Origin of the sequence: Pseudomonas sp. Pse35, from assembly GCF_024519715.1 — a bacterium.
Taxonomy (GTDB): Bacteria; Pseudomonadota; Gammaproteobacteria; order Pseudomonadales; family Pseudomonadaceae; genus Aquipseudomonas; species Aquipseudomonas paracarnis.
Window position 1 is genome coordinate 189,406 of the sequence record NZ_JALJRP010000006.1, and the last position, 13,411, is coordinate 202,816.

Annotated in this window: 12 protein-coding genes and 1 riboswitch; of the genes, 9 read left to right on the forward strand and 3 right to left on the reverse strand. The window is 61.4% G+C overall.

Translation table 11 applies throughout. The features are described 5' to 3' along the window. Positions 1-48 precede the first annotated feature (48 nt). Positions 49-384: a DMT family transporter gene (locus OC445_RS08010; protein ID WP_003188013.1), complete on the reverse strand. Its 336-nt coding sequence runs from the start codon at positions 382-384 to the stop codon at positions 49-51. 103 nt (positions 385-487) lie between these two features. Between OC445_RS08010 and OC445_RS08015 the strand changes: the two genes are divergently transcribed. Both OC445_RS08015 and waaA read left to right on the forward strand, forming a co-directional pair. Next, complete coding sequence (locus OC445_RS08015) at positions 488-1,378, forward strand: LysR family transcriptional regulator (protein WP_197900264.1); 891 nt, start codon at positions 488-490, stop codon at positions 1,376-1,378. Between the two features lie 23 nt (positions 1,379-1,401). After that, positions 1,402-2,679, forward strand: coding sequence for a lipid IV(A) 3-deoxy-D-manno-octulosonic acid transferase (gene waaA, locus OC445_RS08020; protein ID WP_054896253.1), 1,278 nt, complete (start codon positions 1,402-1,404; stop codon positions 2,677-2,679). Between the two features lie 118 nt (positions 2,680-2,797). Here the strand turns inward: waaA and OC445_RS08025 are convergent, their stop codons facing one another. Further along, complete coding sequence (locus OC445_RS08025; protein ID WP_032893875.1) at positions 2,798-4,237, reverse strand: TolC family outer membrane protein; 1,440 nt, start codon at positions 4,235-4,237, stop codon at positions 2,798-2,800. Positions 4,238-4,433: 196 nt separating this feature from the next. Further along, positions 4,434-4,539, forward strand: a riboswitch (TPP riboswitch). Positions 4,540-4,688: 149 nt separating this feature from the next. On the opposite strand from OC445_RS08025, the gene thiC reads away from it, so the two are divergent. Beyond that, entirely contained in the window at positions 4,689-6,578 is a 1,890-nt protein-coding gene (gene thiC / locus OC445_RS08030) for a phosphomethylpyrimidine synthase ThiC (RefSeq protein ID WP_034125634.1), read from the forward strand. Positions 6,579-6,746: 168 nt separating this feature from the next. Here thiC and OC445_RS08035 read toward each other — a convergent pair whose 3' ends face one another. Beyond that, positions 6,747-7,493 carry an RsiV family protein gene (locus OC445_RS08035; RefSeq protein WP_054896254.1) on the reverse strand — a complete coding sequence of 249 codons (747 nt, stop codon included), beginning with the start codon at positions 7,491-7,493 and terminating at the stop codon, positions 6,747-6,749. A 193-nt stretch (positions 7,494-7,686) separates the two neighbouring features. Between OC445_RS08035 and OC445_RS08040 the strand changes: the two genes are divergently transcribed. The 6 genes from OC445_RS08040 (at position 7,687) to OC445_RS08065 (ending at position 13,386) form a co-directional block, all read left to right on the forward strand. Continuing rightward, complete coding sequence (locus tag OC445_RS08040; RefSeq protein WP_034125636.1) at positions 7,687-8,304, forward strand: NUDIX domain-containing protein; 618 nt, start codon at positions 7,687-7,689, stop codon at positions 8,302-8,304. Next, positions 8,295-8,744, forward strand: a complete 450-nt coding sequence (locus tag OC445_RS08045; RefSeq protein ID WP_003188022.1) for a DUF1249 domain-containing protein — start codon at positions 8,295-8,297, stop codon at positions 8,742-8,744. Before OC445_RS08040 ends, OC445_RS08045 begins: the two co-directional genes overlap by 10 nt. A 97-nt stretch (positions 8,745-8,841) precedes the next feature. Then, positions 8,842-9,654, forward strand: a complete 813-nt coding sequence (gene cpdA / locus OC445_RS08050; protein WP_034125637.1) for a 3',5'-cyclic-AMP phosphodiesterase — start codon at positions 8,842-8,844, stop codon at positions 9,652-9,654. Between the two features lie 177 nt (positions 9,655-9,831). Beyond that, positions 9,832-10,440 carry a YqiA/YcfP family alpha/beta fold hydrolase gene (locus OC445_RS08055; RefSeq protein WP_014716651.1) on the forward strand — a complete coding sequence of 203 codons (609 nt, stop codon included), beginning with the start codon at positions 9,832-9,834 and terminating at the stop codon, positions 10,438-10,440. A 46-nt stretch (positions 10,441-10,486) separates the two neighbouring features. Then, on the forward strand, positions 10,487-12,391 hold the full coding sequence (parE, locus tag OC445_RS08060; protein ID WP_003188026.1) for a DNA topoisomerase IV subunit B: 1,905 nt from the start codon (positions 10,487-10,489) through the stop codon (positions 12,389-12,391). Then, entirely contained in the window at positions 12,391-13,386 is a 996-nt protein-coding gene (locus OC445_RS08065; protein ID WP_060765791.1) for an esterase-like activity of phytase family protein, read from the forward strand. The genes parE and OC445_RS08065 overlap by 1 nt, the downstream gene beginning before the upstream one ends. Positions 13,387-13,411: the final 25 nt, after the last annotated feature.

Below are 13,411 nucleotides of genomic sequence, written 5' to 3' on the forward strand. Positions count from 1 at the left end.
CTCAGTGTTCAAGACAAGAGGCGCAGTATACAGGCTGTTGAGTGGCGGTCAGTGCCCGGCGGTTTTGGAGAACAGCTGAATCACCACCACACCCAGCACAATCAGGCCCATCCCCAGCATCGCCGGCACATCCAGCTTCTGCCCGTAGATGAACAACGCCGCGATGCTGACCATCACGATGCCCATCCCGGCCCATACCGCGTACGCCACGCCGACCGGCACGGTGCGCACCACCAGGGTCAGCATCCAGAACGCCACGCCGTAACCGACGATCACCAGCAGCAACGGAATAGGGGTGCTCCAGCCTTTGATGGCTTTCATGGAAACGGTGGCGATCACTTCCGAGCAGATGGCGATGGCCAAGTAGTAGTAGGCGGCATTCATGGGGCAATCCTCGACGTGATGCGCATTTGATAAGGTCGGCATTCTAGAGGTTCGCCAGATGGGGTAAAGTCATTACCTATCTGGAATTGAGATGGGTTGAGCCATGAGCGTGCACTGGGATCTGGAGCAGATGCGGCTGTTTGTCAGCGTCGCCGAGCAGCGTTCGTTTTCTGCCGTGGCCCGTGGGCAGCGCAAGGCGCAATCGGCGGTCAGCAATGGCATTGCCCTGCTGGAGGCGGACTTGGGCGTTGTCCTGTTCGAACGTAGCAGCGGCCGGCAACCGCGCCTGACCGAGGCCGGCAGTGTGTTGCTGGAGGAAGCGCGTGAGGTGCTGCGCCAGTGTGAGCGCCTCACTGGCCGGGCGTTGTCGTTGACCCGCGGCGAGGAAGCCTGCCTGCGCCTGGCTCAGGATGAGGCGATGTTGTTCCAGCCTGTGCTCGACAGCCTGGAGGCGCTGGCCGTGCACTACCCGCTACTGGAGGTGCAGTTGTCCAGCGCGGCCCAGGGCGATGTGGCGCGCAAGCTGGTGGAGCGCAAGGCGGACCTGGGGCTGTTGTTCTATCACGACCAGATTCCCGAAGCCCTGGAGCGAAGGGTGGTGGGCAGCGTGGAAATGGTCACGGTGTGCGGAGTCAATCACCCGTTGGCCAAGGAGCAGTACGTGACGTGCCAACACCTGGCCCAGTTTCGGCAGTTGCTGATGTCGACCCAGACCAGCGTCTACCCCGGCAGCGAAGCGGCCAGCCCCCTGGTGTGGCGCGCCGACAGCTTCTACGTATTGGCCGAATGGCTGATGAGTGGCCTGGGCTGGGCCTGGCTGCCTCGGCATATCGTGCAATACCCGACCTACCAGCAACAGATGGTCGAATTGGCCAGCGAATGGACCCCGCCCGCCCTGGTGGTGGAACTGGTGTGGCGCCGCGACGAGCACCTGGGGCCCGCCGCTCGCTTCTTGGCCAAACGTTTTGCCGAGTGCTTGCAGGCGATCGACTGAAAAAGCCGATAAACTCCGCCGCCATGAATAGAACTCTCTACAGCTGTCTGTTTTACCTGGCGCTGCCGTTGGTGGCTTTACGCTTGTGGTTGCGTGCGCGCAAAGCGCCGGCCTATGCCAAGCGGGTGGGCGAGCGGTTTTCCTATGGCTTGCCGGTGATGCGGCCCGGTGGGATCTGGGTGCACGCGGTGTCGGTCGGCGAAAGCATTGCCGCCGCCCCGATGATTCGCGGCTTATTGGAGCGTTATCCACAGCTGCCGATGACTGTCACCTGCATGACACCCACAGGTTCCGAGCGTATCCAGGCGCTATTTGCCAACGAACCGCGCATCCAGCACTGCTATTTGCCGTACGACTTGCCCTGCGCCGCCAAGCGTTTTCTCGACCGCGTGCAGCCTACGCTGGCGGTGATCATGGAAACCGAGCTGTGGCCCAACCATATCCATGCCTGCGCCCAGCGCGGTATCCCGGTGGCGCTGGCCAATGCGCGGCTGTCCGCGCGTTCGGCCAAAGGGTATGCGCGATTTGCCAAGCTGACGGCGCCGATGCTGGCAGAAATGAGCTTGTTCGCGGTACAGACCGAGACAGAGGCCGAACGTTTTCGCGGCCTGGGCGCACGGCCTGAAACCGTGGAAGTGACCGGCTCGATCAAGTTCGACCTGAGCATCGACCCTCAGTTGACGGCCCGCGCCGCCGCCCTGCGTGAACAATGGGGCGCCAGCGAGCGTCCGGTCTGGATCGCCGCCAGTACCCACGAAGGTGAAGACGACGTGGTGCTGGCAGCTCATCGCCAGTTGCTGGCGAACTATCCCAATGCACTGCTGATTCTGGTGCCCCGTCATCAGGAGCGCTTTGGCCCGACGTTTGAGCGCTGCGTGCAGCAAGGGTTTGCCACCGTGCGTCGCTCCAGCGGTGAGCCGGTCACCGAGCAAACCGCGGTGCTGCTTGGCGACACCATGGGCGAATTGCTGTTTCTTTACGCCCTGGCCGACAGCGCATTTGTCGGTGGCAGCCTGGTGCCGACCGGCGGGCACAACCCGCTGGAACCGGCGGCGCTGGGTAAACCGCTGATCATGGGCCCGCATGTCTTCAACTTCCTTGACATCACCGCGATGATGCGCGACGCCGGGGCTTTGCGAGAGGTGGACGATGCCGATGGGCTGGCCGAAGCGGTGCGACAGTTGTTTGAGTTGCCCCAGGACGCACGCAAGATGGCGCAGGCTGGGCTCAAGGTGATGCAGGCCAACCAGGGCGCGTTAAAGCGTTTACTGGATGGCTTGGACAAACTGATCAAACACTGACCACACCAACCCAATGTGGGAGCTGGCTTGCCTGCGATAGCATCACCTCGGTGTACCAGATATACCGAGGTGTCTGCATCGCAGGCAAGCCAGCTCCCACATGGGTTCGGCGGTGCGCTTAATAGCCGGGGCGGGCCTTGAGCTGTTCGGCAGCGGCTTTGGCGAGGTCCGGCGGCAGGAAGTCTTTGTCCGGGTTGTAGTCGGCCTTGAGGTAGCGCGCCAGATCCTGCAAATCCCCTGGGTTGAGCGTGCCTGCCGCCTGCTTCAAGCGCAGGTTATCGAGGATGTAGTCGTAGCGGCTGTTGTTGTAGTTGCGCACCGACGCGTACAACTGGCGCTGTGAATCCAGTACGTCGACGATGTTGCGCGTGCCCACCTGATAGCCGATTTCCGTGGCTTCCACCGCGCTCTGGTTGGAGATGATCGACTGACGGCGTGCCTGTACCTGCTCCACATCGGTGTTGACTGCACGGTGCAGGTTACGGGTGTTTTCCACTACCTGGCGGCGTAGGCCTTCGCGCTGTTGCTCGGTCTGGTCGAGGCGCGAATAGGATTCGCGCACTTGCGAACTGGTGAGGCCGCCGCTGTAGATCGGGATGTTCAAGCGCAGGCCGACGGTGCGTTGCGACACATCGCCGCCGTACGGGATAGGCAACTGATTCGGGTTGCTGAAACCCAGGGCGTCGTTGTCGCCTTTTTCGTATTGCGCAACCGCATCGAGCGTCGGCAAGTGGCCGGCTTTGCGCTGCCGAAGGGTTTCTTCAGCGGCGGTTACCGCGTAATTGCTGGCGAGCAGGTTAAGGTTCTGACGCCCGGCAGTTTCGACCCAGGCCTTGGCGTCGTTCGGTGCCGGCGGCAGCACCGGCAGCGTGTGGACGATACCCTGAATCGAGTTGTATTGGCGGTTGGTCAGGGTGATCAGCGCTTCGAAAGCGTCGTCCACCTGACGCTGGGCCAGGATGCGGTTGGCCCGGGCAGTGTCGTAGCTGGCCTGGGATTGCAGCACATCGGTCTTGTCCGACAGGCCCACATCGAAGCGTTCGTTGGACTGGTCGAGCTGGCGCTTGAAGGCATTTTCTTCGGCCTTGGTCGACGCCAGGTTGTCCTGGGCGCGCAGCACGGCGAAGTAGCTCTCGGCACTTTGCAAAATCAGGTTCTGCTCGGAGGCCGACAGTTGCAGCGAGGCTTGCTCGTTAACGGCTTGGGCGGCTTGCAGCTGGAACCAGCGGTCGGCACGGAACAGCGGCTGGCTCAGGGTGGCCCGCCAGGAGTGGGCGTCACGGTTGGCCGTGGCGGCCGGTTGGTCGATCTGGGTACGTACGTTATTGCTGTCGGCGCCGGCCGACAGATTCGGCAGCAAACCTGCGCGGGCCTGGGGCACTACTTCTTTTTGCGCGCCGTACTGCGCACGGGCAGCGGCCAGGTCGGCGTTGTTGTTCGCCGCTTCCTGATAGACGCTGACCAGGTCGGTATTGGCGGACAAGGGCGCTTCAGCTGCCCAGACCAGTCCGTTGGTCGCACAAGACACGGCAACAGCCAGTGAGAGTTTGCGCAGCATGAGGCGATCCCTAGTAAGAATATTACGGTGATAATTCAGCGCCCAAGGCTAAGGCTGGCCATGCCTGGCGTCAAGCCTTGAGGCCGTGCCCGAGTGTAGTGGCCGTACCGTCACACAACAATCCCACGATCACGCCATTCATCACGCTGAATGCACCGCTATTGGCAATTTGCCCACGCCATGGTCTAGACTGGCCGCGTTCTTGTCGGGGTGCCTTGTTGGAAGGCTGAGATCGGTAAATACCGGATCCCGTTGAACCTGATCAGGTTAGCGCCTGCGTAGGGAACAAGATTTCTCGTCACCCGGCGAGTCCTCTTGTGCTTCGTCCGGGATGTTGTTCGACAATCGAACAGCCCTCGTGCGCCAAGCACAGCACTGGTTCCAGTGCGTCCGTCCGTCACAGGTTCGCTCCGACAAAAATCCACCGCCTGGATAAGTTGGAGAGCCTGTGATGAGTACAAAACTAAAAAATACCGTGCACCTGAGTGAATCGGCCAAGGTCGACTCCGGCTCCGTGCAGCCATTTACCCGCTCGCAAAAAATCTACGTGCAGGGCTCCCGCCCGGATATTCGCGTGCCGATGCGTGAAATCAGCCTGGATGTGACCCCCACTGAGTTTGGTGGCGAAATCAACGCCCCTGTAGTGGTCTACGATACCTCCGGCCCCTATACCGACCCCAATGTCATCATCGACGTGCGCAAAGGCTTGGCCGATGTGCGCTCGCCGTGGATCGAAGAGCGTGGTGACACCGAGCGGCTGGCCTGCTTGAGTTCACGCTACGGCCAGGAACGTCTGGATAACCCCGACCTGGCCTACCTGCGCTTTGCCCACCTGCAAAACCCGCGTCGGGCCAAGGCCGGCGCCAACGTCAGCCAGATGCACTACGCGCGCAAAGGCATCATCACGCCAGAAATGGAATACGTGGCCATCCGCGAAAACATGAAGCTTGAGGAAGCTCGCGCCAGCGGCCTGCTCAAGCAACAACATGCCGGGCACAGCTTCGGCGCCAGTATTCCGAAAATCATCACGCCCGAGTTCGTGCGCGAAGAAATCGCTCGCGGCCGCGCAATCATCCCGGCCAACATCAACCACACCGAGCTGGAACCGATGATTATCGGCCGTAACTTCCTGGTGAAGATCAACGGCAACATCGGCAACAGCGCCCTGGGTTCGTCCATTGAAGAAGAAGTGGCGAAGATGACCTGGGGCATTCGCTGGGGCTCGGACAACATCATGGACCTGTCCACTGGCAAGCATATCCATGAAACCCGCGAGTGGATTATCCGTAATTCGCCCGTGCCGATCGGCACCGTGCCTATCTATCAGGCCCTGGAAAAAGTCGACGGCGTTGCCGAAGACCTGACCTGGGAGCTGTTCCGCGACACCCTGATCGAACAGGCCGAGCAAGGCGTGGACTACTTCACCATTCACGCCGGCGTACTGCTGCGCTACGTGCCGCTGACCGCCAATCGCGTCACCGGCATTGTCAGCCGTGGCGGCGCGATCATGGCCAAGTGGTGCTTGGCCCATCACAAGGAAAACTTCGCCTACACGCACTTCGAAGAGATCTGCGAAATCATGAAGGCCTATGACGTCAGCTTCTCCCTGGGGGATGGCCTGCGCCCGGGGTCGGTGGCCGATGCCAACGACGCTGCGCAATTCGGTGAACTGGAGACTCTGGGCGAGCTGACCAAGATCGCCTGGAAGCACGACGTACAAACCATGATCGAAGGCCCCGGCCATGTGCCGATGCAACTGATCAAAGAGAACATGGACAAGCAGCTGGAGTGCTGCGACGAGGCGCCGTTCTACACCCTCGGCCCGCTGACCACTGATATTGCGCCGGGCTACGACCACATCACCTCGGGTATCGGTGCGGCGATGATCGGCTGGTTCGGTTGCGCCATGCTCTGCTACGTCACGCCCAAGGAGCACTTGGGGCTGCCGAACAAGGATGACGTGAAGACCGGGATCATCACCTACAAGATTGCGGCCCACGCGGCCGACCTTGCCAAAGGCCACCCTGGCGCGCAGATTCGCGATAACGCCCTGAGCAAGGCGCGCTTCGAATTCCGCTGGGAAGACCAGTTCAACCTCGGCCTGGACCCGGACACCGCACGGGCATTCCACGACGAGACGTTGCCCAAGGAATCGGCCAAGGTCGCGCATTTCTGCTCCATGTGTGGGCCTAAATTCTGCTCGATGAAGGTCACCCATGAGGTGCGTGAGTACGCGGCCAACCAGCGCATCGATGCGGTGGATGTGGACGTGGCCAAGGGCTTGGCCGAGCAGGCTGAGCGGTTCAAACAGGAAGGTAGCCAGCTCTACAAAAAGGTCTGATCCATAGGCGGCGGTGCCTGCACCGCCGTCATCGCGGGCAAGCCCGGCTCCCACAGTTGGCCTAAGTGGACACAGATTTTGTGTTCACAGCCGGTCCCCTGTGGGAGTCGGGCTTGCCCGCGATAGCGATCTGACAAACACCCAATCTCTCCCTGCAATAACAACCGATCAGCGGCGTGCCGGCACCAGCTCAGGCTTGATCACGCCGGTTAGGCGCGTATAGGGCAGGGTGATTTCGATCAGCCCCTGTGCGTAAGGGGCGATGGTGCTGACGTTGTACTTGAGCACCACGCCGCCGCTGGTCAGGGCCACGTTCGGGGTTTTCTGGAACGGCCAGCTCTTCACGAACTCCGGATCGCGATCCATCTTGGTGCTGATCAACCAGCTGTTGTGGGCAACTTTAGCGGTATTCCAGAAGGCCTGCTCCTGGCCGGGCAACAGCATGTCGGCCAGGGTCAGTTCCTTATGCAGAATCCGTGAATAGTTGATAAACCCGCGGCCTGGCTCGCCGTGGGCGACGCCGGTGTCCAGGTAACTGGACACTTCAACGATCACCAGTCCGTCATGCTGGTCACGTACCTTGGCTTGCAAGTACATGCCATGACGGTCCGGCGACTCACGCAGGAAGGTGTTCCGGTAGGCGTTCAGGCTCGCCGGGACGCTGGCGCCAGGCGTGGTGCGGGTCATTTGCAGCAAACGCTGTTCCACCAGGCTGTCGAGTTGTGGCTCGGTGGGGAAATGCACGGTGTCGATGTTCACCAGCGGGCAGGCCGGGCTGTCACAGCCGGGCTTGATCTGCTCCGATTTGTCGGTGGTAACGTCCAGCGGCTTGAGATAGGCCGGTTGGAACAGGCTCTGGCAAGCACCCAGGGTCAAGGCAATACAGGCCACGGAGGCGATTTTTAAAAGCGACATGTGTGTCCTTCGTAAATCGATGGAAAGCGAAAAGAGTAGCGCTTGGACTGCCAACGTGGCCGCCAGTTCGCCACTAAACTGATTGCAGCGAGTTTGACGCTCGCCGCCTCTCCCGGCAACCGCAAAGGGGCTGCATCAACGGGCGTCGGCGCGTTAGGATGGCGCCCATTGCACGAGCTTAACGAGGGACACCATGACGGACATCGCGAAGTCGACGCCGAACAAGATCGAGATTGTTCAGCGTGACAATGCCTATAAAGGCTTCTACAAGCTCGATCGCGTGCAACTGCGCCACGAAAAATTCGACGGCGGCATGAGCCGGGTGATCAACCGCGAGGTGTTCGTGCGTCATGACGCCGTGTGCGTGCTGCCCTACGACCCGCTGCGCGATGAGGTGGTGTTGATCGAACAGTTCCGCGTCGGCGCCATGGGCCGCGCCGACAACCCCTGGCTGGTGGAGATGGTCGCCGGCCTGATTGACAAGGATGAGCAACCCGAGGAGGTTGCACACCGCGAGGCCGAGGAGGAAGCTGGGCTGACATTCTCCGCGCTGTGGCCGATCACCAAGTATTTCCCGTCGCCTGGCGGCAGTACTGAATTTGTCCACCTGTACCTGGGCCGATGCGACAGCTCGGGCGCGGGTGGCGTCCATGGATTGGAAGAAGAAGCAGAAGACATCCGCGTAACCGTCTGGGCATTCGAAGATGCCTTGCAGGCGGTGCGCGATGGCAAGATTTCCAACGCAGCCAGCATTATCGCCCTGCAATGGCTTGCGCTTAATCGCGCGGAAGTGAGGGGGTTATGGCAGTAAAGGCACGGGAACGTTATCGAGTTGACCTGATCGGGCTGCAAGCGGCCTGCGAGGCCAACTATGCGCGGCTGATGCGCCTGCTCCCGGACATGCGCCACGCCCCGCAGGCGCGGCGCATTGCTGTCACCCATGGCGATCAGATGCTCGGTGTGCTGACCCTGGAAGTCATTCTGACCTGCCCGTACACCACCACCCTGCGGGTGCGCCAGGAGCACAGCCTGCCGTGGTTGCCGGTGCCGCAACTGGAAGTACAGGTGTACCACGACGCGCGTATGGCCGAAGTGATCAGTGCCGAGCACGCACGACGCTTTCGCAGCATCTATCCTTACCCGAATGTGTTCATGCACCAGCCCGATGAGAAAGCACAGCTCAATGTGTTCCTCGGCGAATGGCTCAGCCACTGCCTGGCCTTGGGCCATGAGTTTGAAGTGGTGCGGTAGATGTGAACTGTGCCTGCTTCCTTGGGTTTCCTCTTTGTGTCCTGCCCCAGCATAATCGCGCCAAATGTCCATTCCTGTAGTTGCCAGGGAGAGCGCCTTGCCGAGCGTATCCGCCGTGAATCCTGATGCCGTGTTGCTGGTGCAGTTGTCCGACAGCCACCTGTTCGCCGACGCTGACGCCACGTTGCTGGGCATGAATACCCGTGAAAGCCTGCAGCGGGTGGTCGAGCTGGTGCGTGCGCAACAGCCGGCCATCGACCTGATACTGGCGACCGGCGACTTGTCTCAGGACGGCACGCTGGCGTCCTATCAGCAGTTTCGCGATTTGACCGCTCCCCTTGGCGCCCCGGCGCGCTGGATTCCCGGCAACCACGACGAACCGCAGGTCATGGCCCAGGCTGCCATGCACAGTGATTTGCTCGAACCGGTGGTGGATATCGGCAACTGGCGTATCACCCTGCTGGATTCGGCGGTACCCGGTTCGGTGCCGGGCTACTTGCAAGACGAGCAACTGCAACGGCTGGCGCAGGCCTTGAGCGAAGCGCCGGACCGCCATCACCTGGTTTGTTTTCACCATCATCCGGTGCCCATCGGTTGTGCGTGGATGGAGCCTATCGGCCTGCGCAACCCCGAGGCGCTGTTTGCCGTGCTTGAGCGCTTCCCGCAGACCAAGGCATTGCTTTGGGGCCATGTGCATCAGGAGATCGACGGCGAGCGCAACGGGGTGCGACTGCTGGCTTCGCCGTCCACCTGTATCCAGTTCGCGCCGGGAAGTGAGGATTTCCAGGTCAGCGAGCAGGCGCCGGGTTATCGCTGGTTGCGTTTGCATGGCGACGGACGGTTGGAGACGGGGGTGGAGCGTTTGGTGGGCTTCGCATTCACCGTCGATTACGGCAGCAACGGCTATTAAGACCTGCAAACACTGATCAAAGGGTGGGAGCTGGCTTGCCTGCGATGGCGGTGTACCTGGCGCTGACTCGTTGACTGAATCGCCGCCATCGCAGGCAAGCCAGCTCCCACATTGGTCCGCTTCTGCCTGCATTACCTGTAAACTGCGCCTCTTTGGCCCCAGCACGGAGAGCCCGGCATGTCCGCTTCGATCCTGTATATCCACGGTTTCAACAGTGCGCCGGCTTCCAACAAGGCCAGCCAGTTGACCACTGTGATGGGCACCCTCGGCCTGTCCGACCAGCTACGTGTACCGGCGTTGCATCACCACCCTCGTCAGGCGATTCTTCAATTGGAGCAAGCGATTGCGCAACTGGGCCGGCCACTGCTGGTCGGCAGCTCACTCGGCGGCTACTATGCAACCCATCTTGCAGAACGCCATGGTCTCAAGGCGTTGCTGGTCAACCCGGCGGTCAGTCCCCATCGGATGTTCGACGGTTACCTGGGCACCCAGAAGAACCTCTACACCGATGAGACCTGGGAGTTGACACAGGACCACGTCACGGCCCTGGCCGAGCTGGAAGTACCGGCGCCCCAGGATGCCGCGCGTTATCAGGTGTGGTTGCAGACCGGGGACGAAACCCTGGATTATCGCCTGGCCCAACAGTATTACCGGGCCTGCGCCTTGCGCATCCAGGCCGGTGGCGACCATGGCTACCAGGGGTTCGCCCAGCAATTGCCGGCACTGTTGTGTTTTGCCGGCATTGGCGCAGATCAGTTTCAATCCTTCGATTTTTCGTCACTGTAAAAAATCGCAGGTCACTTTTTAATCGAACGACTCACGACGAGACCCCATGGCCACTCCCAGCGCTAGCTCTTATAACGCCGACGCCATCGAAGTCCTCTCGGGCCTCGACCCGGTGCGCAAACGCCCCGGCATGTATACCGACACCAGTCGGCCGAACCACCTTGCCCAGGAAGTCATCGACAACAGCGTCGACGAAGCCTTGGCCGGGCACGCCAAGTCGGTGCAAGTCATCCTTCACGCCGACCATTCCCTGGAAGTGTCCGACGATGGTCGTGGCATGCCGGTGGACATTCACCCCGAAGAGGGTGTGCCGGGCGTCGAGCTGATCCTTACCAAGCTCCATGCCGGCGGCAAGTTCTCCAACAAGAACTACCAGTTCTCCGGCGGTTTGCACGGTGTGGGTATTTCCGTGGTCAACGCGCTGTCGACCCTGGTGCGGGTCAAGGTCAAGCGCGATGGCAACGAGTACCAGATGACTTTCGCCGATGGCTACAAAGCCACCGACCTGGAAGTGATCGGCACCGTTGGCAAGCGCAACACCGGCACCAGCGTGTACTTTGCGCCGGACCCCAAGTATTTCGATTCGCCCAAATTCTCCATCAGCCGCCTCAAGCACGTGCTCAAGGCCAAGGCCGTGCTGTGCCCGGGGCTGCTGGTCAGCTTTGAAGACAAAGGCACCGGCGAGAAGGTCGAGTGGCACTACGAAGACGGCCTGCGTTCCTACCTGGAAGACTCGGTCAGCGACTTCGAACGCCTGCCCAACGAGCCGTTCTGCGGCAGCCTGTCGGGTAATAAAGAAGCGGTGGACTGGGCGCTGCTGTGGTTGCCCGAAGGTGGCGACAGCGTGCAGGAAAGCTACGTCAACCTGATCCCCACGGCCCAGGGCGGCACCCACGTCAACGGTTTGCGCCAAGGCTTGCTGGATGCCATGCGTGAGTTCTGCGAATACCGCAGCCTGTTGCCGCGCGGCGTCAAACTGGCGCCGGAAGACGTGTGGGAGCGCATCGCGTTCGTGCTGTCGATGAAGATGCAGGAACCGCAATTCTCCGGGCAGACCAAGGAGCGCCTGTCGTCCCGCGAGGCAGCGGCGTTTGTCTCTGGCGTGGTCAAGGACGCCTTCAGCCTGTGGCTCAACGAGCATCCCGAGCTGGGCCTGGCCCTGGCGGAGCTGGCGATCAACAACGCCGGCCGGCGCTTGAAGGCCAGCAAAAAGGTCGAGCGCAAGCGCATCACCCAGGGCCCGGCACTGCCGGGCAAACTGGCCGATTGCGCCGGGCAAGACCCGATGCGTTCCGAGCTGTTCCTGGTCGAAGGTGACTCCGCCGGCGGTTCCGCCAAGCAAGCGCGGGACAAGGAGTTCCAGGCGATCCTGCCGTTGCGCGGCAAGATCCTCAACACCTGGGAAGTCGACGGCAGCGAAGTGCTGGCCAGCCAGGAAGTGCACAACATCGCCGTGGCCATCGGGGTCGACCCGGGTGCAGCGGACATGAGCCAGCTGCGCTATGGCAAGATCTGTATTCTCGCCGACGCCGACTCCGACGGCCTGCACATCGCTACCTTGCTGTGCGCGTTGTTTGTGCAGCACTTCCGCCCATTAGTGGATGCCGGTCACGTCTACGTCGCCATGCCGCCGCTGTACCGCATCGACCTGGGCAAGGAGATTTTCTACGCTCTGGACGAAGCCGAGCGCGATGGCATCCTCGACCGCCTGGTGGCCGAGAAGAAACGCGGCAAGCCACAGGTCACGCGATTCAAGGGCCTGGGTGAGATGAACCCGCCGCAACTGCGCGAAACCACCATGGACCCGAACACCCGGCGCCTGGTGCAGTTGACCCTGGAAGACTTCGCCGCTACCTCGGAAATGATGGACATGCTGCTGGCTAAGAAACGCGCTGGCGACCGCAAGACCTGGCTTGAATCCAAAGGCAACCTGGCCGAGGTTCTGGGCTGATGCGCACAGGCTTCGCCCTGGCGATCCTGATGTTGAGCGGGCTGGCGGTCACCCAGGTGGCCGCAGCCAGCGTGGCAGAGCTCAAGCTGGTCTCGGAACACCCGGTTGACGGCATGCGCGGTGGGAACCTGTCGGGCCTGGCGTTGTGTGGCAACGAGCTGTGGACGGTTTCGGACCGCGATGACGACCAGATTTACCGCCTGGATACCCGTGCGCCGACGTGGAGCGCGCAAGCGCTGAAGATCGACGTGCCGCCCGTGCCCGAGTCCGGCCTGCCTTGGGGCTTGCGTTCGCGCACCAAGGCCGCTTCGTTCATACGTGGTGGTGACCTGGACTTTGAAGGCATCAGCTGTGATGCCGCAGGCAACCGTTACATTGTCAGCGAAGCCCATGCCGCGGTGTTGCAGGTGCCCGCCACGGGCGCGCCGGAGTGGTTGAAAATCGCGCCGGGCATGGTGCGTGAAGCCAGGGCCAGTGGCATGTTGCTGCACTTTAATGCCTTGTTCGAAGGCTTGGCGGTAAACCCTGAAGGCAATCAGATCTGGCTGGCTGCCGAGCGTGAACGCCGTGGCCTGGTCTCGATCAAGCGTGGGCAGAGCGTATGGGATTGTGATGGCCGTTGTGTATTGTTGAGCGAGGCCGGCCAGGAAGTGCAGCCGGCGCAGTTCCCCAACGCCAAGGCCGTGTCCAAGGACTTTGCCGACTTGTCGCTGTTCAACGGCAAGCTGTTTACCCTGGAGCGCAATGCGTTCCAGATCTGCCGGCGCGACCCGCTCACGGCCAAGGTTGAGCTGTGCTGGTCGTTTGCCGACGAAACCCTGACGCCACAGCGACGTTACCCGCAGTCGTATGGCCTGGCTGAAGCCCTGTTGGTGGATGCCGACGGTGCCTGGGTCGGGATCGACAACAATTTCGGCCCGCGTGCCGATGGTGAAAAACGTCCGATGGTCTATCGTTTTGCCGCTCCGGATGGCGGCTGGAGTGCCCAGCCATGAGTCGAGATTTTTTTGAATTGAATCA

What these genes read in the sequence shown, in the direction of transcription:
- OC445_RS08015 (WP_197900264.1), top strand. Translation starts at nt 488, where the DNA reads ATGAGCGTGCACTGGGATCTGGAGCAGATGCGGCTGTTTGTCAGCGTC.
- OC445_RS08010 (WP_003188013.1), bottom strand. Translation starts at nt 384, where the DNA reads ATGAATGCCGCCTACTACTACTTGGCCATCGCCATCTGCTCGGAAGTG.
- OC445_RS08065 (WP_060765791.1), top strand. Translation starts at nt 12,391, where the DNA reads ATGCGCACAGGCTTCGCCCTGGCGATCCTGATGTTGAGCGGGCTGGCG.
- waaA (WP_054896253.1), top strand. Translation starts at nt 1,402, where the DNA reads ATGAATAGAACTCTCTACAGCTGTCTGTTTTACCTGGCGCTGCCGTTG.
- OC445_RS08040 (WP_034125636.1), top strand. Translation starts at nt 7,687, where the DNA reads ATGACGGACATCGCGAAGTCGACGCCGAACAAGATCGAGATTGTTCAG.
- OC445_RS08025 (WP_032893875.1), bottom strand. Translation starts at nt 4,237, where the DNA reads ATGCTGCGCAAACTCTCACTGGCTGTTGCCGTGTCTTGTGCGACCAAC.
- parE (WP_003188026.1), top strand. Translation starts at nt 10,487, where the DNA reads ATGGCCACTCCCAGCGCTAGCTCTTATAACGCCGACGCCATCGAAGTC.
- OC445_RS08055 (WP_014716651.1), top strand. Translation starts at nt 9,832, where the DNA reads ATGTCCGCTTCGATCCTGTATATCCACGGTTTCAACAGTGCGCCGGCT.
- OC445_RS08045 (WP_003188022.1), top strand. Translation starts at nt 8,295, where the DNA reads ATGGCAGTAAAGGCACGGGAACGTTATCGAGTTGACCTGATCGGGCTG.
- thiC (WP_034125634.1), top strand. Translation starts at nt 4,689, where the DNA reads ATGAGTACAAAACTAAAAAATACCGTGCACCTGAGTGAATCGGCCAAG.
- OC445_RS08035 (WP_054896254.1), bottom strand. Translation starts at nt 7,493, where the DNA reads ATGTCGCTTTTAAAAATCGCCTCCGTGGCCTGTATTGCCTTGACCCTG.